The 19,761-nt window shown below is 69.6% G+C and carries 20 protein-coding genes; 16 read left to right on the forward strand and 4 right to left on the reverse strand.

The window, feature by feature from the left end; genetic code table 11:
* Positions 1 to 46: 46 nt before the first annotated feature.
* From IE206_RS33345 to IE206_RS33355, 3 genes are all read left to right on the forward strand, one after another.
* Positions 47 to 763 (forward strand): prepilin peptidase, encoded by a 717-nt coding sequence (locus IE206_RS33345; RefSeq protein ID WP_189968827.1) that lies wholly within the window; start codon positions 47 to 49, stop codon positions 761 to 763.
* Positions 764 to 852: 89 nt separating this feature from the next.
* Positions 853 to 2,052, forward strand: coding sequence for a cyclic dehypoxanthinyl futalosine synthase (mqnC, locus tag IE206_RS33350; RefSeq protein WP_189968829.1), 1,200 nt, complete (start codon positions 853 to 855; stop codon positions 2,050 to 2,052).
* Positions 2,053 to 2,067: 15 nt separating this feature from the next.
* Complete coding sequence (locus tag IE206_RS33355; RefSeq protein WP_189968831.1) at positions 2,068 to 2,697, forward strand: amidohydrolase family protein; 630 nt, start codon at positions 2,068 to 2,070, stop codon at positions 2,695 to 2,697.
* 57 nt (positions 2,698 to 2,754) lie between these two features.
* Here the strand turns inward: IE206_RS33355 and IE206_RS33360 are convergent, their stop codons facing one another.
* Complete coding sequence (locus IE206_RS33360) at positions 2,755 to 3,759, reverse strand: chitinase (RefSeq protein ID WP_189968833.1); 1,005 nt, start codon at positions 3,757 to 3,759, stop codon at positions 2,755 to 2,757.
* A 123-nt stretch (positions 3,760 to 3,882) separates the two neighbouring features.
* Here IE206_RS33360 and IE206_RS33365 point away from each other — a divergent pair, with 123 nt between their 5' ends.
* Positions 3,883 to 4,575, forward strand: a complete 693-nt coding sequence (locus IE206_RS33365) for a demethylmenaquinone methyltransferase (RefSeq protein ID WP_189968835.1) — start codon at positions 3,883 to 3,885, stop codon at positions 4,573 to 4,575.
* Positions 4,576 to 4,659: 84 nt separating this feature from the next.
* Here IE206_RS33365 and IE206_RS33370 read toward each other — a convergent pair whose 3' ends face one another.
* Positions 4,660 to 5,229, reverse strand: a complete 570-nt coding sequence (locus IE206_RS33370; protein ID WP_189968837.1) for a GNAT family N-acetyltransferase — start codon at positions 5,227 to 5,229, stop codon at positions 4,660 to 4,662.
* A 101-nt stretch (positions 5,230 to 5,330) separates the two neighbouring features.
* Between IE206_RS33370 and IE206_RS33375 the strand changes: the two genes are divergently transcribed.
* Positions 5,331 to 6,614 (forward strand): geranylgeranyl reductase family protein, encoded by a 1,284-nt coding sequence (locus IE206_RS33375; protein ID WP_189968839.1) that lies wholly within the window; start codon positions 5,331 to 5,333, stop codon positions 6,612 to 6,614.
* A 50-nt stretch (positions 6,615 to 6,664) separates the two neighbouring features.
* Here the strand turns inward: IE206_RS33375 and IE206_RS33380 are convergent, their stop codons facing one another.
* Both IE206_RS33380 and IE206_RS33385 read right to left on the reverse strand, forming a co-directional pair.
* Entirely contained in the window at positions 6,665 to 7,207 is a 543-nt protein-coding gene (locus tag IE206_RS33380; protein ID WP_189968841.1) for a hypothetical protein, read from the reverse strand.
* Positions 7,208 to 7,354: 147 nt separating this feature from the next.
* Positions 7,355 to 8,188 carry a C40 family peptidase gene (locus IE206_RS33385; RefSeq protein WP_189968843.1) on the reverse strand — a complete coding sequence of 278 codons (834 nt, stop codon included), beginning with the start codon at positions 8,186 to 8,188 and terminating at the stop codon, positions 7,355 to 7,357.
* 732 nt (positions 8,189 to 8,920) lie between these two features.
* On the opposite strand from IE206_RS33385, the gene IE206_RS33390 reads away from it, so the two are divergent.
* From IE206_RS33390 to nuoK, 11 genes are read left to right on the forward strand one after another with little or no spacing between them, the layout of a single operon-like run.
* Positions 8,921 to 9,280 (forward strand): NADH-quinone oxidoreductase subunit A, encoded by a 360-nt coding sequence (locus IE206_RS33390; RefSeq protein ID WP_030494815.1) that lies wholly within the window; start codon positions 8,921 to 8,923, stop codon positions 9,278 to 9,280.
* Positions 9,281 to 9,297: 17 nt separating this feature from the next.
* Positions 9,298 to 9,852, forward strand: a complete 555-nt coding sequence (locus IE206_RS33395; protein ID WP_100578785.1) for a NuoB/complex I 20 kDa subunit family protein — start codon at positions 9,298 to 9,300, stop codon at positions 9,850 to 9,852.
* Positions 9,849 to 10,574 (forward strand): NADH-quinone oxidoreductase subunit C, encoded by a 726-nt coding sequence (locus IE206_RS33400; protein ID WP_189968845.1) that lies wholly within the window; start codon positions 9,849 to 9,851, stop codon positions 10,572 to 10,574. Before IE206_RS33395 ends, IE206_RS33400 begins: the two co-directional genes overlap by 4 nt.
* The gene (locus IE206_RS33405) at positions 10,574 to 11,896 is read left to right on the forward strand and encodes an NADH-quinone oxidoreductase subunit D (RefSeq protein WP_189968847.1); all 1,323 of its coding nucleotides are present in this window, start codon (positions 10,574 to 10,576) and stop codon (positions 11,894 to 11,896) included. Before IE206_RS33400 ends, IE206_RS33405 begins: the two co-directional genes overlap by 1 nt.
* Before the next feature lie 17 nt (positions 11,897 to 11,913).
* Complete coding sequence (gene nuoE / locus IE206_RS33410; RefSeq protein WP_189968849.1) at positions 11,914 to 12,726, forward strand: NADH-quinone oxidoreductase subunit NuoE; 813 nt, start codon at positions 11,914 to 11,916, stop codon at positions 12,724 to 12,726.
* Positions 12,726 to 14,087 carry an NADH-quinone oxidoreductase subunit NuoF gene (gene nuoF / locus IE206_RS33415; protein WP_189968851.1) on the forward strand — a complete coding sequence of 454 codons (1,362 nt, stop codon included), beginning with the start codon at positions 12,726 to 12,728 and terminating at the stop codon, positions 14,085 to 14,087. The genes nuoE and nuoF overlap by 1 nt, the downstream gene beginning before the upstream one ends.
* On the forward strand, positions 14,084 to 16,612 hold the full coding sequence (locus IE206_RS33420; RefSeq protein ID WP_189968854.1) for an NADH-quinone oxidoreductase subunit G: 2,529 nt from the start codon (positions 14,084 to 14,086) through the stop codon (positions 16,610 to 16,612). The genes nuoF and IE206_RS33420 overlap by 4 nt, the downstream gene beginning before the upstream one ends.
* Positions 16,609 to 17,961 carry an NADH-quinone oxidoreductase subunit NuoH gene (nuoH, locus tag IE206_RS33425; RefSeq protein ID WP_189968855.1) on the forward strand — a complete coding sequence of 451 codons (1,353 nt, stop codon included), beginning with the start codon at positions 16,609 to 16,611 and terminating at the stop codon, positions 17,959 to 17,961. The genes IE206_RS33420 and nuoH overlap by 4 nt, the downstream gene beginning before the upstream one ends.
* On the forward strand, positions 17,954 to 18,634 hold the full coding sequence (gene nuoI, locus IE206_RS33430; protein WP_189968858.1) for an NADH-quinone oxidoreductase subunit NuoI: 681 nt from the start codon (positions 17,954 to 17,956) through the stop codon (positions 18,632 to 18,634). The genes nuoH and nuoI overlap by 8 nt, the downstream gene beginning before the upstream one ends.
* Positions 18,631 to 19,455 carry an NADH-quinone oxidoreductase subunit J gene (locus tag IE206_RS33435; RefSeq protein ID WP_189968860.1) on the forward strand — a complete coding sequence of 275 codons (825 nt, stop codon included), beginning with the start codon at positions 18,631 to 18,633 and terminating at the stop codon, positions 19,453 to 19,455. Before nuoI ends, IE206_RS33435 begins: the two co-directional genes overlap by 4 nt.
* Complete coding sequence (nuoK, locus tag IE206_RS33440; RefSeq protein WP_053728780.1) at positions 19,452 to 19,751, forward strand: NADH-quinone oxidoreductase subunit NuoK; 300 nt, start codon at positions 19,452 to 19,454, stop codon at positions 19,749 to 19,751. Before IE206_RS33435 ends, nuoK begins: the two co-directional genes overlap by 4 nt.
* Positions 19,752 to 19,761 lie beyond the last annotated feature (10 nt).

A 19,761-nucleotide genomic window follows, 5' to 3' on the forward strand; every position in this document is an offset into this window, starting at 1 on the left:
GGCTCGAAGCAGCGAACGGCTCGACGTGGTGAAGGGGCTCGAAGCGGTGAACGGGTTTCTCGTCGCCGGGGCCGCGCTGTGGGGCGCGGCCGCCGGGGTGCTGCTGCCCCGCCCGGCGTACCGGCTGTCCGTCGAACCCGACGAGCCGTGGCGGTCCGCGGCCCCCGACGGGCGGCCGTTCACCGGTCCCGCCCGGGGCTGGCTCGGGGCCGCTCGCGGGTACGGGCCCTCGACTCCGGGTCTCGCGGTGCTGACCTCGCTGGTCTGTGCGGGGCTCGCCTTGACCACTGGCGCCCGCCCGGAGCTGGGGGTCTGGCTGCTGCTCGCGCCGGTGGCCGTGCTGCTCGGGGTTGTCGATCGGGGCGTGCACCGGCTGCCCGATGTGCTGACCTTGCCGTTCGCCCTCGCGGCCACCCTGCTGCTCGGGCTGGCCTCGCTGCTGCCCGGGGATGCGGGGGCCTGGACCACCGCTCTGCTCGGTGAACTCGCCCTGAGTGGTGGGTACTTGGTGCTCGTGCTGATCAACCCGGCGGGCATGGGCCTCGGCGACGCCAAGCTCGCGCTCGGGCTCGGGGCCGCCCTCGGGTGGTACGGCTGGCCGGTGCTCTTCGCGGGAGCTCTGCTCGGTCTCGTACTCGGCGCGGTCTACGGGGGCGGGCTTCTGGTGCTGCGGAGGGCGAACCGTACGGCCGCGTTCCCGCTCGGCCCCTTCATGATCGCCGGTTCCTTCGGCGGCCTGCTCCTCGGCGGGCTCGCCGGATAGGGAGCCCCTCGGCCCCCGCTCAGCGGGGCGGAGCCGCTGGCGTAGGCTGGATCGGTCCGTCCATATCCCCTCCGAAAGGGACACCCCCGGTGACTGAGAAGGCCGATCTTCAGTCCGTTCTCGACCGTGCCGCTGAGGGTGGGCGGATCACCCCGGAGGAAGCGCTCGACCTGTACCGGTCCGCGCCGCTGCACGCGCTCGGCGCCGCCGCCGACGCGGTGCGCCGCCGCCGCTACGCCGGTACCGAGCACATCGCGACGTACATCATCGAGCGGAACATCAACTACACGAACGTCTGCGTGACGGCGTGCAAGTTCTGCGCCTTCTACGCCGCGCCCAAGGACACCGCCAAGGGCTGGACCCGCGACCTCGACGACATCCTGCGCCGGTGCGCGGAGACCATCGAGCTCGGCGGCACCCAGATCATGTTCCAGGGCGGGCACCACCCCGACTTCGGCGTCGAGTACTACGAAGAGCACTTCGCCGCGATCAAGAAGGCCTACCCCCAGCTGGTCATCCACTCCCTCGGCGCCTCCGAGGTCGAGCACATGGCCCGCATCTCCAAGGTGAGCGTGGAGGAGGCCATCACGCGGATTCACGCCGCCGGGCTCGACTCCTTCGCCGGCGCCGGTGCCGAGCTGCTGCCCGAGCGGCCGCGCAAGGCGATCGCGCCGCTCAAGGAGTCCGGCGAGCGCTGGCTGGAGATCATGGAGACCGCGCACGGCCTGGGCGTCGAGTCCACCTCCACCATGCTCATGGGCACCGGTGAGACCAACGCCGAGCGCATCGAGCACCTCCGCATGATCCGCGACGTGCAGGACCGGACGGGCGGCTTCCGCGCGTTCATCCCGTACACGTACCAGCCGGAGAACAACCACCTCAAGGGCCGCACCCAGGCGACGATCTTCGAGTACATCCGCATGATCGCGATCGCCCGGATCTTCCTCGACAACGTCGCGCACATCCAGGGCTCCTGGCTGACCACGGGCAAGGAGGCCGGGCAGCTCACCCTGCACTACGGCGCCGACGACCTCGGCTCGGTCATGCTGGAGGAGAACGTCGTCTCGTCGGCCGGTGCCAAGCACCGCTCGAACCTCCGCGAGATGATCGACATGATCCGCACGGCCGACCGGGTGCCCGCCCAGCGCGCCACCACCTACGAGCACCTCGTCGTGCACGACGACCCGGCGAACGACCCGGTCGACGCGCGCGTCCAGTCGCACATCTCCTCGACCGCGATCGAGGGCGGCACCGCCCACCCGGAGCTGAAGCTCCTCGCCTCCAACTGAGGCCGTGTTCCCGACGTGCTGACGCTCCACGCCGCCGACCTCGTGCTGCCCGGCGACCGCGACCCGGTCCCGGGCGGCGCGGTCCTGGTCGACGGCGACCGGATCGCGATGATCGCTCCGTACGAGGACGTCGCGGCCGAGCACCCCTCGGCCCGCGTCCGCCGCTGGCCCGGCGTGCTCACGCCCGGCCTCGTCAACCGGCACGGCGCCGCCCTCCTTGAGCGCACCTATTTCCCGGACGACCCCTTCGAGGTCGACGAGCTCGGCACCGAACCGCTGACCGGCGCCGCGCTCGACGCCCTCGCCCCGAGCGAGTCCCGCCGGGGCAACAGCGCCCGCCGCTGCACCCAGAAACTCCTCGCGCACGGTGTGGTCGCGGTGACCGGGCCCCTCACCACCCCGGCGGTACGAACTGCCGTACGGCGGGCGGGACTTGAGGTGCTGATGAGCGGTGGTGCCGAGGGGGCACTGGATCCCCTCGCCGGCATCAGGCCGAGCGAGGCTTTCCGGGGCCCGCTCGCCGTGGGCGGCCCGGCCCGGTTCGCCGTCTTCGCCGTGCCGGACGAGGACGCGCTGGCCGCGCAGGGCGCCGGGACCTGTATCGCCACGGTCATCGGCGGGCGACTGGTGCACCGGCGCCGCTAGGGGGTGTCCGATGGGTCAGGGTCGGCCCCGGCCATGACCCATCGGACACCCCCTGGGTCAGCTGCCGGAAAGCGCCTTCGCGAAGGCGCCCGGCTCCTGGTCCACGCCGCTGCAACTCGCTTGTGCCACAGCCGAGTTGACGCCGGTGCCGCATTTCTGGTCGCGGTACGTCGCCCACAGGGAGAGCCGTCCGATGCCCTTGTCCTGGGCGAACTTCCGTACCTTCGCGGCGTCGTCCAGGGTGAACTTCTCGCCCTTCACGTCGTTGACGCCGATCATCGACGTGACCCCGAGCCCCTGCCAGGCCGCGGCGTCCGAGAGGCCCAGGACCTGCTGGAGCTGGCCGTGCGCGGCGGTCGCGGCCTTCACGGCGTAGTCGCCCATGTCGCCTCCGAAGGAGGTGCCGTAGTTCATCGTCATGATGTTGACGGCCGAGACCGTCACACCGTGGCCCTTGGCCGATTTGAGCAGCGCCGTGCCCTGGGGCGTGAGCCCCGTCGGCATCACCGCGAGCGTGAACGTCACCTTGAGGCCGCGCTGCTTCTGGAGCAGGGCTATCGCCTCCGCGCGCCGGGCGAGCGCGGCGGAGTCGGCGAGGGCGGCGCCCTCGATGTCGAAGTCGGCCTCACCGGCGCCGGCCGCGTCGAGCGCCGAACCGTAGGCGGCGGCCAGCTGGGCCGGGGTCTTGCAGGTCAGCGCCAGCTCCTTGCCGGCCTGCCCGCCGAAGGACACCCGCACCGCGGCGCCCGACTTCTTCAGCCCGGCCGCCCGGTCCTTGACGTCCTGGTCCACGATGGCCGTGTCGTCGTCCCACACCGCCCGGCAGGTGTTGCCGTGTGCGACGGAGAACGCCAGGTTGTACACGGCAGGGGAGCCGACGGCGTCGGTCGGCGAGGCGGTCGTGGCGCTGACGTAGGGGGAGTACGCGCTGTTCAGCGGGCCGTTCGCGGCGGGCTTGGCCGGGGCGTCCGGGGTCGCGTCCGGGGTCGAGGAGCACCCCGCGCACACCAGCGCGGCCAAGGCGCCGAGCCCCGCGACCGGCACCCTCAGGAAACTCCGCATGTCGTGTGCACCCGCTCTCGTGGTTCCGCGCCCCCGTGGCACGGAAGGGAGAATGTACGCGGCCCGGCTGTGCCGGTGAGGGCCGGGCACCCGGCTGTGCGGCGTACTGCTTGAATGGGAAGCGTGACCCGCGCATCCCTGGACAAGCAGCCGCACGAAGTCGCCTCGATGTTCGACGACGTCGCCGCGCACTACGACCTCACCAACGACGTGCTCTCCCTCGGCCAGACCCGGCTCTGGCGCAAGGAGGTCGCGAAGGCGGTCGACGCGCGGCCCGCCCAGAAGGTGCTCGACCTCGCGGCCGGCACGGCCACCTCCTCGCAGCCCTTCGCCGCGGCGGGCGCGTACACCGTGCCGTGCGACTTCTCGCTCGGGATGCTCAGGGTCGGCAAGGAGCGCCAGCCCCACATGCCGTTCACGGCGGGCGACGCGACGAAGCTGCCCTTCCGCGACGACACGTTCGACGCGGTGACGATCTCCTTCGGGCTGCGCAACGTCCAGGACACGGACGCGGCGCTGCGCGAGATGTACCGGGTCACCAAGCCGGGCGGGCGGGTCGTGATCTGCGAGTTCTCCCAGCCGACGTGGAAGCCGTTCCGGACGGTGTACACGGAGTACTTGATGCGGGCGCTGCCCCCGGTGGCCACGGCGGTGTCCTCCAACCCGGATGCGTACGTGTACCTCGCGGAGTCCATCCGGGCCTGGCCCGCCCAGGATGTGCTTGCCGCGCGGCTTCAGGGGGCGGGCTGGTCCAAGGTGGCCTGGCGGAACCTCACGGGTGGGGTCGTGGCGCTGCACCGGGGTTTCAAGGCGTAGCGGGGTTGAGCGGGGGCGCTGCCCCCACGCCCCCGCTCACTCAATCTCCCCCCAAGCCCTGAAGGGCCAGGGGGGCCCAGGCGGTTATCGGCCCAGCTCCAGCCGGAAGCACGGCACCTCCGTCCCCGACACCCTCGACTCGTACGTTCTCGACAGCGTCATCCCCAGCCGCTCCGTCACCGCCAGCGAGCGGGTGTTGTCCGGGTGGACCATCGCCACCACGTGGTCCAGGCCCTTCGCGCGGACGCGGTCGAGCGTGGCGCGGGCCGCCGCCGTCGCGTAGCCGCGGCCCCAGTGCGCGCGGCCCAGGCGCCAGCCGATTTCCACCTCGCCCGCCGGGCCCCAGTCGTCCAGCGGCCAGGGCTGGGCGCCGGTGAAGCCGATGACTTCGTCGTTCTCGTCCAGCATCGTCCAGAGGCAGAAGCCGTGTTCGGCATCGTGTCTGCGCTGGCGGGCGGTCAACTCCTCGTAGACGGAGACCTCGGCGGAACGGCCGCCGTGGAACTCCATGACCTCCGGGTCGTCGAACACCCGGTGCCAGGCGTACGCGTCCTCCTCGGTGGGCACGCGCAGCCGTACTACGGGCAGGGGCCTGTCCGGGACGGCGGACGGTACCGACGACGGTATGGAGGACTCGGGGGAGACGGAGCTCATGGCGTGGGCAACCCTTCGCGATGTCGATCAACAGCCACCCATAGACTGCACATGTCCTGTGCTTCTCGGCACGCAAATTCGAGTCTTCGGGAGATCCCGCTGTGACCGAGCCGCTCTCCGAACACACCGCGGACGTGATCGTCGTCGGGGCCGGTCCGGCCGGTTCGACGACCGCGTACTACCTGGCCAAGGCCGGACTCGATGTGCTGCTCCTGGAGAAGACCGCCTTCCCGCGCGAGAAGGTGTGCGGCGACGGGCTGACCCCGCGCGCCACCAAGCAGCTCGTCTCCATGGGGATCGACATCTCCGAAGAGGCCGGCTGGCTGCGGAACAAGGGCCTGCGGATCATCGGCGGCGGCGTCCGCCTCCAGCTCGACTGGCCCGACCTCGCCTCGTACCCGGACTACGGACTGGTGCGCAAGCGCGACGACTTCGACGAGCAGCTCGCCCGGCAGGCGCAGAAGGCGGGGGCTCGCCTGTACGAGCGCTGCAACGTGGGCGCCCCGATCATCGACGAGCGCAACGGCCGCATCACCGGCGTCAACGCCAAGCTCGGCGAGGAGAAGACCCCGGTCACCTTCCACGCCCCGCTCGTCGTCGCCGCCGACGGCAACTCGACACGGCTCTCGCTCGCCATGGGCCTGCACCGGCGTGAGGACCGCCCGATGGGCGTGGCCGTGCGGACGTACTTCACCTCGCCCCGGCACGACGACGACTATCTGGAGTCCTGGCTCGAACTGTGGGACCGGCGCGGCCCGCAGGAGCGCCTCCTTCCCGGTTACGGCTGGATCTTCGGCATGGGCGACGGCACGTCCAACGTCGGCCTCGGCATCCTCAATTCTTCCTCCGCGTTCCGCGAGCTGGACTGGCGCGAGATCCTCAAGGCGTGGTGCGCGTCCATGCCCGAGGACTGGGGGTACACCCCGGAGAACATGACGGGCCCGATCCGCGGCGCCGCTCTGCCGATGGCCTTCAACCGCCAGCCGCACTACACCAAGGGCCTGCTGCTCGTGGGTGACGCGGGCGGCCTGGTGAACCCGTTCAACGGCGAAGGCATTGCATACGCCATGGAATCGGGGCAGATCGCCGCGGACGTCATCGTCCAGGCGCACGCCCGCGCGACCCCGTCCCAGCGCGAACTGGCCCTGCACGCCTACCCGAAGATCCTCAAGGACACCTACGGGGGCTACTACACGCTGGGCCGCGCCTTCGTGAAGCTGATCGGCAACCCGAAGGTCATGAAGATCGCGACCCAGCGCGGGCTCACGCACCCGATGCTGATGAAGTTCACGCTGAAGATGCTGGCCAACCTGACCGACCCGACGGGCGGCGACGCGATGGACCGCATCATCAACGGCCTCTCGAAGGTGGCCCCCAAGGCCTGAGCCGAGCGCCCTTTCCAGGGCTCCGCTCCACCTCTCAAGGCGCTCCACTTCTAAAAGCGCCGCTCCACGTCGTCCGTCCAGCGGACGGGGACTTCTCCGGCGAACCGGGACAGGCCGGTGCGCAGTTCGTCCGCGGAGAGGTCCCCGCCCTGGCGGCGGGCTATGTATTCGTGCCGCTTGCCGCTGTGCAGCGTCACCCACACCGCGCGATGGTGCTCGTAGCCGCCCGCGTGGCTCTCGTCGCCGTGCTCCCAGATCGCCACGGTGCCGACCTCGATCTCCCGGACCTCCGCCCAGGGTGCGTCGAAGCGCGTGGCGAGGTGCACCCCCGCCGCGTCCGCGCGGATGACCGGGCGCACCGCCCCGTACACGCACGCCAGGACCAGAAACGCGCCGGCGCCGAGGACGAACAGGGCGAAACCCCAACCAAAGGCGAGTTTGGCCCAGTCGACGGGCCCGTGCCAGGGGCGGATGCCGGTCAGCATCCACAGGCCGAGCACCATGAACACGATCCCGATCGCGGCGAACATGCCGAGCCCGTCGGCGTAGACCTCGTACGACTGCGGTTCCGGATCCTGCACCCGCTCGTCCATGCGCGCACCCCCCTGATATGTGCATGGTGCCCCGGAACAGGCAGAGTTCAACACATTCCGGGCATGCCGAAGGGCCGTTGCTCCCGAGCGGGGGAGCAACGGCCCTTGCAGGCGGTGCTGGTGCGGCGCAGAAGGCTGCTGTACGCCTCAGAGAACGCGGACGGCGCCCGTGGGCTGGTCGTAGTCCAGGCTGCGCTCGACGACGCCGCTGGAGGGGTTCTGCGCGCCGACGAACTTGCCGCCGCCCACGTAGATCGCCACGTGGTACGCGGAGCCGGAGCCGCCCCAGTACAGGATGTCGCCCGGCTGCAGGTTGGACAGCGAGACCTGGGTCCCGGTGGCCGACTGGTCCTGCGAGACGCGCGGCAGGTCGATGCCGACCTGGCGGTAGGCGGCCTGCACGAGACCGGAGCAGTCGTACGCGCTGGAGCCGGTGGCACCCGAGACGTACGCCTTGCCGACCTGGGCCAGCGCGAAGTTCACGATGGTGGCGGCGGAACCGGTGGCGTTGGACGCCTTGAACGAGGTGCTGCCGGAGGTGGAGCCGCCGTCCGAGGAGGAGGACTTGAGCGTGGTGCGCTCGGCGGAGCGGGAGGCGCGCTCGGCGGCGTCGGCCTTGGCCTTCGCCTCCGCTTCGGCCTTCGCCTTGGCCTCGGCGGCCTTCTGCTCGGCGTCGTCCTTGGCCTTCTTGGCGTCCTTGGCGGCGTTGGACGCGGCGGCGTCCTGGGCGGCCTGGAGCTGGAGGTCGCCGGCGACCGTCTTGGTGGCCTGCGCCGTGGCGGCCGCGGTGGTCGCGAGGTCGCCCGTCAGCGTCGGCATCTCGATGGTCTCGGTCACCGGCTGGGCGGCGATGGCCGGGGCGGCCGCGCCTGCCAGCGCGATGGTGCTGAGTACGCCACCGGCAACTCCGGCCCGAAGCGAGACCTTCGAGGCGCTGCGGCGGGGCTTCCGGTGGCTGGGTATGTGAGCGGTGTGGGACATGGGTACAACCGCTATCAGGGGTTCAGGGTTCCCTTCAAGAAACGTGTGCTGCGCCACAGTTGGTGGCGGAAGAGGCGAATCCGCTTCTTGCCAGCACTTATTGACGCCGTAACGGACAAACCTGGCAGGCGCGATCAGGGCTGTGATCATGTGTTTTCCATGAAACGCCCGAATTGCCCGGCGCCTACCATCCCCTCACGTCGATGGCCAAGCCCCGTTGATTCCACGACCGTTGACGTGTGACACAGGTCACATCATGGGTTGATCCGGTTGGACGGCGCCCTCTCGGGCAGCGGAGGCGGCTCTCGTGAAGAGGCGCACGCGTCCGTCTTTGGGTGCCGAAGTCCCTCTCGTGGGTGACGGGCGCCCGCTTATCACTGGACGCCCGCTCGTCGCCAATTTGCCTGTAGCGCACATGTCTTGATAATGCCAGACGGCCGCCGACCAGCGGTAACACCTCCAGATGTCACGTCTCGTGATCACTCGGGCGCTTCACGTATGAAGATCACCGCTCATCCGACTTGATGATCCTTCGTCAGGTGGTGGAGATCACAAAGGCGTTGGTGTACCCCGTGTCGCAGATCACAGACCGCCGGGCATAGGATGCGGGGCAGTCGGGCTTGTGAACTGCCTCACATGTACGCGATCTTCCGCGAACCGGGAGGCGGCGAGACGTTTGCGAGACCCGCTGTGCGGTCCAACGGTCAAGGACGACTGGAAGGAGCGAGGAGCGTGAATGCCTACGCGCCCATCCTCGTGCTCGGCGCCCTCGGGGCAGGGTTTGCGATCTTTTCCGTGGTCATGGCCACGCTAATCGGTCCAAAAAGGTACAACCGGGCCAAACTTGAGGCGTACGAGTGCGGCATCGAACCCACTCCCACGCCGGCCGGCGGCGGGCGCTTCCCCATCAAGTACTACCTGACGGCGATGCTCTTCATCGTCTTCGACATCGAGATCGTCTTCCTCTACCCCTGGGCGGTCACCTTCGACGCCCTGGGGCTTTTCGGGCTCGTGGAGATGCTGCTCTTCGTGCTCACCGTCTTCGTCGCCTACGCGTATGTGTGGCGGCGCGGCGGCCTGGAATGGGACTGAGGGGCTGAGGGGCACCTATGGGACTCGAAGAGAAACTGCCTAGCGGCTTCGTACTGACCACTGTTGAGCAGGCCGCGGGCTGGGTGCGCAAGGCGTCCGTCTTCCCCGCCACCTTCGGCCTGGCCTGCTGTGCCATCGAGATGATGACGACCGGCGCGGGCCGCTACGACCTGGCCCGCTTCGGCATGGAGGTCTTCCGCGGCTCCCCGCGCCAGGCCGACCTGATGATCGTGGCCGGCCGGGTCAGCCAGAAGATGGCGCCGGTCCTGCGGCAGGTCTACGACCAGATGCCCAACCCCAAGTGGGTGATTTCCATGGGGGTTTGCGCCTCATCGGGCGGAATGTTTAACAATTACGCAATTGTTCAGGGTGTTGACCATATTGTCCCGGTAGATATCTACCTGCCCGGTTGCCCACCCCGGCCCGAGATGCTGCTCGACGCCATCCTCAAGCTCCACCAGAAGATCCAGGGCTCCAAGCTCGGGGTCAATCAGGAGGAGGCGGCCCGCGAGGCGGAGGAAGCGGCCCTCAAGGCGCTCCCCACCATTGAGATGAAGGGGCTGCTGCGGTGAGCTCTCCCGACACTCCGGACACCCCCGAACAGAACGGCGTGCCCGCCCAGCGCGACGACACCGGCGAGGTCATCGGCGTACGCAAGGGCATGTTCGGCGCCGCGAACGGTGGTGACACCAGCGGCTACGGCGGTCTCGTACGCACCGTCACACTGCCCGGCGCCTCCTCGCGGCCCTACGGCGGTTACTTCGACGAGGTCGCCGACGAACTCGAAGGCGCCCTGGAGGAGCAGGACCTGCTCCCCGAAAACGCCATCGAGAAGACGGTCGTCGACCGCGGCGAGCTCACGTTCCACATCGCCCGCGAACACCTCGTGCGCGTCGCCCGCACCCTGCGCGACGACCCCGCCCTGCGCTTCGAGCTCTGTACGGGCGTGAGCGGCGTCCACTTCCTGGGGGACAAGGGGCGTGAGCTGCACGCCGTCTACCACCTGCGCTCCCTGACCCACGGCCGGCTGATCCGGCTCGAAGTCAGCGCCCCCGACGCCGACCCGCACATCCCCTCGCTCGTCGAGGTCTACCCGACCAACGACTGGCACGAGCGCGAGACGTACGACTTCTTCGGCATCGTCTTCGACGGCCACCCCGCCCTCACCCGGATCATGATGCCGGACGACTGGCAGGGCTTCCCGCAGCGCAAGGACTACCCCCTCGGCGGCATCGCGGTCGAGTACAAGGGCGCCCAGATCCCGGCTCCGGACCAGCGGAGGTCGTACAGCTGATGTCCACTTCACATGCTTCCGCCAGGGAGACCACCGAGGGGACTGTATATACGGTCACCGGTGGCGACTGGGACGAGGTCGTCCAGTCCGCGGCCAAGGCCGACGACGAGCGCATCGTCGTCAACATGGGCCCCCAGCACCCCTCCACGCACGGTGTGCTCCGGCTGATCCTGGAGATCGACGGCGAGACCGTCACCGAGGCCCGCTGCGGAATCGGTTATCTGCACACCGGCATCGAGAAGAACCTCGAATTCCGCAACTGGACGCAGGGCACCACCTTCGTCACGCGCATGGACTACCTGACGCCGTTCTTCAACGAGACGGCGTACTGCCTCGGCGTCGAGAAACTCCTCGGCGTCACCGACCAGATCCCGGACCGGGCCACGGTCATCCGGGTCCTGCTCATGGAGCTCAACCGGCTCTCCTCGCACCTGGTCTGCATCGCCACCGGCGGCATGGAACTCGGCGCGACCACGATCATGATCTACGGCTTCCGCGATCGTGAACTCATTCTCGACATCTTCGAGCTGATCACCGGCCTGCGCATGAACCACGCGTTCATCCGCCCCGGCGGACTCGCCCAGGACCTGCCCCCGGGCGCGGTGGACCAGCTCCGCGAGTTCGTGAAGACCATGAAGAAGAACCTGCCGGAGTACGACAAGCTCGCCACCGGCAACCCCATCTTCAAGGCCCGCATGCAGGACGTCGGCTACCTCGACCTCACCGGCTGCATGGCGCTCGGTGCCACAGGACCGATCCTGCGCTCGGCAGGCCTGCCGCACGACCTGCGCAAGACCGACCCGTACTGCGGCTACGAGAACTACGAGTTCGACATCCCGACCGCCGACAGCTGCGACGCCTACGGCCGCTTCCTGGTCCGTCTGGAGGAGATGCGCCAGTCGCTCAGGATCGTCGAGCAGTGCCTGGACCGCCTTGAGCCGGGCCCGGTCATGGTCGAGGACAAGAAGATCGCCTGGCCCGCGCAGCTCGCGCTCGGCCCGGACGGCCTCGGCAACTCCCTCGACCACATCAAGAAGATCATGGGCACCTCGATGGAGTCCCTGATCCACCACTTCAAGCTGGTGACCGAGGGCTTCCGGGTTCCCGCCGGACAGGCCTACGTGGCCGTCGAGTCACCCAAGGGCGAACTCGGCGTCCACGTCGTCTCCGACGGCGGCACCCGCCCCTACCGGGTCCACTTCCGCGACCCGTCCTTCACCAATCTGCAGGCCATGGCGGCCATGTGCGAGGGCGGCCAGGTGGCCGACGTCATCGTCGCCGTCGCGTCCATCGACCCTGTGATGGGAGGCGTCGACCGGTGACAGACATCCAATTGGGCATGCCCCAGCTGCCCGCGCCCGACTACCCGGCCGATGTGCGCGCCCGGCTCGAAGCGGACGGCAAGCAGATCGTCGCCCGCTACCCCGACAGCCGCTCCGCGCTACTGCCGCTGCTCCACCTCGTCCAGGCGGAGGAGGGCTTCGTCTCGCGCACCGGCATGGCCTTCTGCGCGGACCTCCTGGAGCTGACGACGGCCGAGGTGACGGCCGTCGCCACCTTCTACTCCATGTACCGGCGCAAGCCCTCGGGCGACTACCAGGTCGGCGTCTGCACCAACACCCTGTGCGCGGTGATGGGCGGCGACGCCATCTTCGACGAACTGAAGGAACACCTGGGCGTCGGCAACAACGAGACGACCGACGACGGCAAGGTCACCCTCGAACACATCGAGTGCAACGCCGCCTGCGACTTCGCACCCGTCGTGATGGTCAACTGGGAGTTCTTCGACAACCAAACCCCCGAGAGCGCCAAGCGCCTCGTCGACGACCTGCGCGCCGGCCGCCAGGTCGAGCCCACCCGGGGCGCGCCCCTGTGCACGTACAAGGAGACCGCGCGCATCCTCGCGGGCTTCCCCGACGAGCGGCCCGGCGCGGTGGCCGCGACCGGCGGCGCGGGACCCGCCTCGCTGGCCGGCCTCAGGCTCGCCAGGGGCGAGACGCCGGGGGCCCGCGTGGTGCACCCGCGCGGCGAGGGGCCTCAGGACCGGCCCCAGCCGGGATCACGGCACTTGAGCTCGCACGACGCACCGCAGCAGACCTCGGCATCCGACCCCGAGCATCCCGCGGGCCCGGTCAACGAGGAGGGGGAGTGATGACCTTGGCAACCGAGATCGAAGGAAACGGGAACGGGAGCAGCCCCGAAAAGCTCCTGGCCCCGGTCCTCTCCGCGTTCTGGGACCAGCCGGAATCCTGGACGCTGGACACCTACCGGCGCCACGACGGCTACGAGGGCCTGCGCAAGGCGCTCGCCATGACGCCGGACGACCTCATCGCGTACGTCAAGGACTCGGGCCTGCGCGGCCGTGGCGGCGCGGGCTTCCCCACCGGGATGAAGTGGCAGTTCATCCCCCAGGGGGACGGCAAGCCGCACTATCTGGTGGTCAACGCCGACGAATCGGAGCCCGGGACCTGCAAGGACATCCCGCTCCTGTTCGCCAACCCGCATTCCCTCATCGAGGGGATCGTGATCGCCTGTTACGCGATCAGGTCGTCGCATGCCTTCATCTATCTGCGGGGCGAAGTCGTCCCCGTGCTGCGGCGCTTGCACGAGGCCGTGAAGGAGGCCTACGCGGCGGGCTACCTCGGCAAGAACATCCTCGGCCGCGGTCTGGACCTCGAACTCACCGTGCACGCGGGCGCGGGCGCGTACATCTGTGGCGAGGAGACCGCACTCCTGGACTCCCTCGAAGGCCGTCGCGGCCAGCCCCGGCTGCGACCCCCCTTCCCCGCGGTGGCCGGTCTGTACGCGTGCCCCACTGTCGTCAATAACGTCGAATCCATCGCTTCGGTTCCCGCGATCCTGCATCGCGGAAAAGACTGGTTCAAATCGATGGGCAGCGAGAAGTCGCCCGGCTTCACGCTGTATTCGCTGAGCGGGCACGTCGCGGGCCCCGGCCAGTACGAGGCGCCGCTCGGCATCACGCTGCGCCAGCTGCTCGACATGAGCGGCGGGATGCGTCCCGGCCACCGGCTCAAGTTCTGGACACCGGGCGGCTCCTCGACCCCCATGTTCACGGACGAGCACCTCGACGTGCCGCTGGACTACGAGGGCGTGGGCGCGGCCGGGTCGATGCTCGGCACCAAGGCGCTCCAGTGCTTCGACGAGACCACCTGCGTGGTGCGGGCGGTCACCCGCTGGACCGAGTTCTACGCCCACGAGTCCTGCGGCAAGTGCACGCCCTGCCGTGAAGGGACGTACTGGCTGGTCCAGTTGCTCCGCGACATCGAGGCCGGCCAGGGCTCGATGGACGACCTCGACAAGCTGAACGACATCGCCGACAACATCAACGGCAAGTCGTTCTGCGCCCTCGGCGACGGCGCCGCCTCGCCGATCTTCTCCTCGCTGAAGTACTTCCGCGACGAGTACGAGCAGCACATCACGGGCAAGGGCTGCCCCTTCGACCCCGCCAGGTCCACCGCCTGGGCGGACGACAGCACGGAGGTGAACGCATGACTGTGACGACGAGTAGCGCTTCCTCCGGGGGCGGCGAGGCGGCCGTGCCGCCGGAGGGCCTCGTCTCGCTGACCATCGACGGCATCGACATCAGTGTCCCCAAGGGCACCCTGGTGATCCGCGCCGCCGAACAGCTCGGCATCGAGATCCCCCGGTTCTGCGACCACCCTCTGCTCGACCCGGCCGGCGCCTGCCGCCAGTGCATCGTCGAGGTCGAGGGCCAGCGCAAGCCGATGGCGTCCTGCACCATCACCTGCACCGACGGCATGGTCGTCAAGTCCCAGCTCACCTCGCCGGTCGCCGAGAAGGCCCAGCGCGGAGTGATGGAACTCCTGCTGATCAACCACCCGTTGGACTGCCCGGTCTGCGACAAGGGCGGCGAGTGCCCGCTGCAGAACCAGGCCATGCAGGTCGGTGACACGGATTCGCGTTTCGAAGGCAAGAAGCGCACCTATGAGAAGCCGGTCCCGATCTCCACCCAGGTGCTCCTGGACCGCGAGCGCTGCGTCCTGTGCGCGCGCTGCACCCGGTTCTCCAACCAGATCGCCGGCGACCCGATGATCGAGCTGATCGAGCGCGGCGCGCTCCAGCAGGTCGGCACGGGCGAGGGCGACCCGTTCGAGTCGTACTTCTCCGGGAACACCATCCAGATCTGCCCGGTCGGCGCGCTGACCTCGGCGGCGTACCGATTCCGCTCCCGGCCCTTCGACCTCGTGTCGTCGCCGTCGGTGTGCGAGCACTGCGCGGGCGGCTGCGCGACCCGCACCGACCACCGCCGCGGCAAGGTCATGCGGCGCCTGGCGGCCGACGACCCCGAGGTCAACGAGGAGTGGATCTGCGACAAGGGCAGGTTTGGATTCCGGTACGCGCAGAAGGCGGACCGTCTGACGACGCCTCTGGTGCGCGACTCCGAGACCGGTGAGCTCCAGCCGGCCAGCTGGCCCGAGGCCCTTGAGGCGGCCGCCGCCGGACTCGCCGCCGCGCGCGGCCGGGCCGGGGTGCTCGCCGGCGGCCGGCTGACCGTCGAGGACGCGTACGCCTACGCCAAGTTCGCGCGGATCGCCCTCGACACCAACGACGTCGACTTCCGGGCCCGCGTGCACTCCGCCGAGGAGGCCGACTTCCTGGCGGCCCGGGTCGCCGGACACGGCCGGGACCTCGACGGGCGGGGTGCCACCTACACCTCCCTGGAGAAGGCGCCGGCCGTCCTGCTCGCCGGGTTCGAGTCCGAGGAGGAAGCGCCCGGCGTCTTCCTGCGGCTGCGCAAGGCCTGGCGCAAGCACGGCCAGCGCACCTTCTCGCTCGCCACCCACATGTCCCGCGGCCTGCAGAAGACGGGCGGCACGCTGCTGCCCGCCGCGCCCGGCACCGAGACCGAGTGGCTGGACGCGCTCGCGGGCGGAGTCGGCCTGGACGGGGACGGCGCGAAGGCGGCCGAGGCACTGCGCTCCCCGGGCGCCGTCCTCGTCGTCGGCGAGCGGCTCGCGGCCGTGCCCGGCGCGCTGACCGCCGCCGTACGCACCGCCTCGGCGACCGGCGCCGACCTGGTGTGGATCCCGCGCCGGGCCGGCGAGCGCGGCGCGGTGGAGGCGGGCGCGATCCCGTCGCTGCTGCCCGGCGGCCGCCCGGCCACCGACCCGCGCGCCCGCGAACAGGTCGCATCGGCCTGGGGCGTACGCGAACTCCCGCACCGCTACGGGCGCGACACCGGCCAGATCGTCGAGGCCGCGGCCACCGGCGAACTGGGCGCGCTGCTCGTCGCGGGCGTCGACCCGGCGGACCTGCCGGACCCGGCGCGCGCCCGCGAGGCCCTCGCAGAGGCCTTCGTGGTCAGCCTGGAGCTGCGGCCCACGGAGGTCACCGCCCACGCGGACGTGGTCTTCCCGGTCGCGGCCGTAGCCGAGAAGCCCGGCACCTTCCTCAACTGGGAAGGCAGGGCCCGCCTGTTCGAGGCGGCGCTCAAGCCGGAGCAGCTGACCCGCACCCCGGCGCCCACGGACGCGCGCGTGCTGCACATGCTGGCCGACGCCCTGGCCCGCGCCGGAGGCGCTGATGAATACAGTCGTTTCGCACTGCCCGATGTCCGCGCCGTACGGAGCGAGATGACGCGGCTCGGCACCTGGGACGGGCCGCGAGCGAGCGAGCCCCTGGAGTCGGCGAAGGCGCTGCCGAGGCCCGGCGAGGGCGAGGCGGTGCTCGCGGGACACCGGATGCTGCTCGACCAGGGCTCGCTCCAGGAGGGCGACGAGGCGCTGGCCGGAACGCGGCACGCGGCCGTGGCCCGGCTCTCCGTGACCACCGCGGCCGAGTCCGGCGTCAAGGACGGCGACCTCCTGGAGGTCACCGGACCGTCCGGCAGCGTCCGACTCCCGCTCCAGGTCAGCGAGATGGCCGACCGGGTGGTGTGGCTGCCGCTGAACTCCGTCGGCGGCGGCGTCACCGCCGACACCGGCGCGGTCCCCGGCCAGGTCGTCCGCATCGGCCCGGCCGTTACGGAAGCCCCCTCGGAGGTGGTGGAGGCGTGATCACGCTCGCTGCGGAGGACCTCTCCCTGTTCGGCCGCGACCCCTGGTGGCTCGTCGTCGTCAAGGCTGTCTTCTGCTTCGCGTTCCTGATGGTGACCGTGCTGTTCTCCATCGTGTGGGAGCGCAAGGTCGTCGCCTGGATGCAACTGCGCATCGGCCCCAACCGGCACGGCCCCTGGGGCATGCTCCAGTCGCTCGCCGACGGCATCAAGCTGATGCTGAAGGAAGACGTCATCGTCAAGCGGGCCGACAAGGTCGTCTACGTCCTCGCCCCGATCATCGCCGCGATCCCGGCGTTCATGGCGATCGCCGTGATCCCGTTCGGGCCCTCGGGCAACGAGGTGTCGATCTTCGGCCACCGCACCACGATGCAGCTCACCGACCTGCCGATCGCCATGCTGTACGTCCTTGCCGTGGCCTCGGTCGGGATCTACGGGATCGTGCTCGCGGGCTGGTCGTCCGGCTCGACGTACCCGCTGCTCGGCGGCCTCCGCTCGTGCGCGCAGATGATCTCGTACGAGATCGCCATGGGCGCGGCGTTCGCCTCGGTCTTCCTGTACTCGGGGTCGATGTCGACCTCGAAGATCGTCGAGGCGCAGGGCGACCGCTGGTACATCGTGCTGCTGCCGGTCTCGTTCATCATCTACATCATCACGATGGTCGGCGAGACCAACCGGGCCCCGTTCGACATGCCGGAGTCCGAGGGCGACCTGGTCGGCGGGTTCAACACCGAGTACTCGTCCATCAAGTTCGCGATGTTCATGCTCGCCGAGTACGTCAACATGGTCACCGTCTCGGCCGTCTCGGTCACCCTCTTCCTCGGCGGCTGGCGCGCGCCCTGGCCCATCAGCACCTTCTGGGCGGGCGCGAACCACGGCTGGTGGCCGATGCTCTGGTTCGTCATCAAGGTCCAGCTGCTGCTCTTCTTCTTCATCTGGCTGCGCGGCACCCTGCCCCGGGTCCGCTACGACCAGCTGATGAAGCTCGGGTGGAAGGTCCTCATCCCGGTCTCCGTGGTCTGGCTGATGCTGGTCGCGACCGTACGGGCGCTGCGCAACGACGGCTACGACTTCTCGAAGATCGTGCTGTATGTCGGAGGCGCGGTCATCGTGGTGCTGCTGCTCTCCTTCGTCGCGGACATCTTCCGCGGCAAGAAGGAGGCCGAGGAGGCGAAGGCGCCGCCCGCGGCCTTCGACCCGATGGCCGGCGGATTCCCGGTGCCTCCGCTGCCCGGCCAGACCCTCCCGCCCGTACCCCGCCGACGGCCGCGCAAGGAGCGCGAGTTGATTGTCAGTGGTGGGGTCGATACTGAGAGTGACCGAGAAGGAAGGGAGGACGACGGTGTCTGAGTCATCGAGCGGTAAGTCGGGGAAGCCTGGAGAGTCGGGGAAGCCCGGGGAGCCGGGGGAGAAGTTCCTCAACCCCGTGGCCGGCTTCGGCGTGACCTTCAAGGCCATGTTCAAGAAGCGGCTGACCGAGCAGTATCCGGAACAGCAGAAGACCACCGCGCCGCGCTTCCACGGCCGCCATCAGCTCAACCGGCATCCGGACGGCCTGGAGAAGTGCGTCGGCTGCGAGCTGTGCGCCTGGGCCTGTCCCGCCGACGCCATCTATGTGGAGGGCGCGGACAACACGGACGAGGAGCGCTACTCGCCGGGCGAGCGCTACGGCCGGGTCTACCAGATCAACTACGCCCGCTGCATCCTGTGCGGCCTGTGCATCGAGGCCTGCCCGACCAGGGCGCTGACGATGACCAACGAGTTCGAGCTGGCCGACTCCTCGCGCGAGAGCCTGATCTACACCAAGGAGCAGCTGCTCGCCGGGCTCGACGACACCATGGTCGACACCCCGCACGCGATCTACCCGGGCATGGACGAGCAGGACTACTACCGGGGCCTGGTCACCGAGGCCGCGCCCGGCACCGTCCGGCAGGTGGCGCTCAGCAAGGGGGAGCGGCCCCAGGAGAGCGCCTCCACCTTCGGCGAGGACGAGCCCGCCTCCGGCAAGGTGGTGGGGGCATGAGCGCGCCCACCGAGCTGTTCGCCGCGGCCGCCTCGCACACCTCCACGGGTGAGGCCTTCCAGTTCTGGGTGCTCGGCACGGTCGCCGTGATCGGCGCCCTGTGCACCATCCTCATGAAGAAGGCCGTGCACAGCGCGCTCTGCCTGGCCGGGACCATGATCATCCTCGCGGTCTTCTACCTCGCCAACGGGGCGTACTTCCTGGGCGTCGTCCAGATCGTCGTCTACACCGGCGCGATCATGATGCTGTTCCTCTTCGTCGTCATGCTGGTCGGCGTCACGGCCGCCGACTCGCTGAAGGAGACCATCAAGGGCCAGCGCTGGTGGGCCGCGGCCTGCGGGCTCGGCTTCGGGGTGCTCCTGATCGCCGGCATCGGCAACGCCTCGCTGAAGAGCTTCAACGGGCTCGGCCAGGCCAACGCCAACGGAAACGTCGAGGGGCTCGCGACCCTCATCTTCACCAAGTACGTCTTCGCCTTCGAGATCACCGGCGCCCTGCTGATCACCTCGGCGGTCGGCGCGATGGTGCTCACCCACCGGGAGCGCACCGAGCGCGCCAAGACCCAGCGGGAGATGTCCGAGGAGCGCGTACGCGGCAAGCACCTGCCCCCGCTGCCTGCCCCCGGCGTCTACGCCCGGCACAACGCGGTGGACATCGCGGGCCTGCTCCCCGACGGCACGCCCTCCGAGCTCACCGTCAACCAGACGCTGCGCGCCCGCGGCCAGATCCGTGACGTTTCCAGCGAGGCGCTCGCCGACCTCAAGGCACTGGAGCAGCGCTCCGAGGAACGGCTCGGCCGGGACGAGGAGGCGGTCAAGTGAATCCGGTCAACTACCTCTATCTGGCAGCCCTGTTGTTCACCATCGGCGCCGCCGGAGTGCTCATCAGGCGGAACGCGATCGTGGTCTTCATGTGCGTCGAGCTGATGCTCAACGCCTGCAACCTCGCGTTCGTCTGCTTCTCCCGGCTGCACGGCAATCTCGACGGCCAGGTCATCGCGTTCTTCACGATGGTCGTCGCCGCCGCGGAGGTCGTCGTCGGGCTCGCGATCATCGTGTCGCTCTTCCGTTCCCGCCACTCGGCCTCGGTCGACGACGCCAGCCTGATGAAGCTGTAAGGGGTCGCTG

This window comes from Streptomyces violascens, from assembly GCF_014649955.1.
Taxonomy (GTDB): Bacteria; Actinomycetota; Actinomycetes; order Streptomycetales; family Streptomycetaceae; genus Streptomyces; species Streptomyces violascens.

Excerpts from the sequence above, each read along its gene's own strand:
- IE206_RS33360 (WP_189968833.1), bottom strand. The coding sequence starts at position 3,759 with ATGCGGAGTTTCCTGAGGGTGCCGGTCGCGGGGCTCGGCGCCTTGGCC.
- IE206_RS33385 (WP_189968843.1), bottom strand. The coding sequence starts at position 8,188 with ATGTCCCACACCGCTCACATACCCAGCCACCGGAAGCCCCGCCGCAGC.
- nuoF (WP_189968851.1), top strand. The coding sequence starts at position 12,726 with ATGACCTTGGCAACCGAGATCGAAGGAAACGGGAACGGGAGCAGCCCC.
- nuoE (WP_189968849.1), top strand. The coding sequence starts at position 11,914 with ATGCCCCAGCTGCCCGCGCCCGACTACCCGGCCGATGTGCGCGCCCGG.
- IE206_RS33435 (WP_189968860.1), top strand. The coding sequence starts at position 18,631 with ATGAGCGCGCCCACCGAGCTGTTCGCCGCGGCCGCCTCGCACACCTCC.
- IE206_RS33420 (WP_189968854.1), top strand. The coding sequence starts at position 14,084 with ATGACTGTGACGACGAGTAGCGCTTCCTCCGGGGGCGGCGAGGCGGCC.
- IE206_RS33370 (WP_189968837.1), bottom strand. The coding sequence starts at position 5,229 with ATGAGCTCCGTCTCCCCCGAGTCCTCCATACCGTCGTCGGTACCGTCC.
- IE206_RS33395 (WP_100578785.1), top strand. The coding sequence starts at position 9,298 with ATGGGACTCGAAGAGAAACTGCCTAGCGGCTTCGTACTGACCACTGTT.
- IE206_RS33405 (WP_189968847.1), top strand. The coding sequence starts at position 10,574 with ATGTCCACTTCACATGCTTCCGCCAGGGAGACCACCGAGGGGACTGTA.
- IE206_RS33380 (WP_189968841.1), bottom strand. The coding sequence starts at position 7,207 with ATGGACGAGCGGGTGCAGGATCCGGAACCGCAGTCGTACGAGGTCTAC.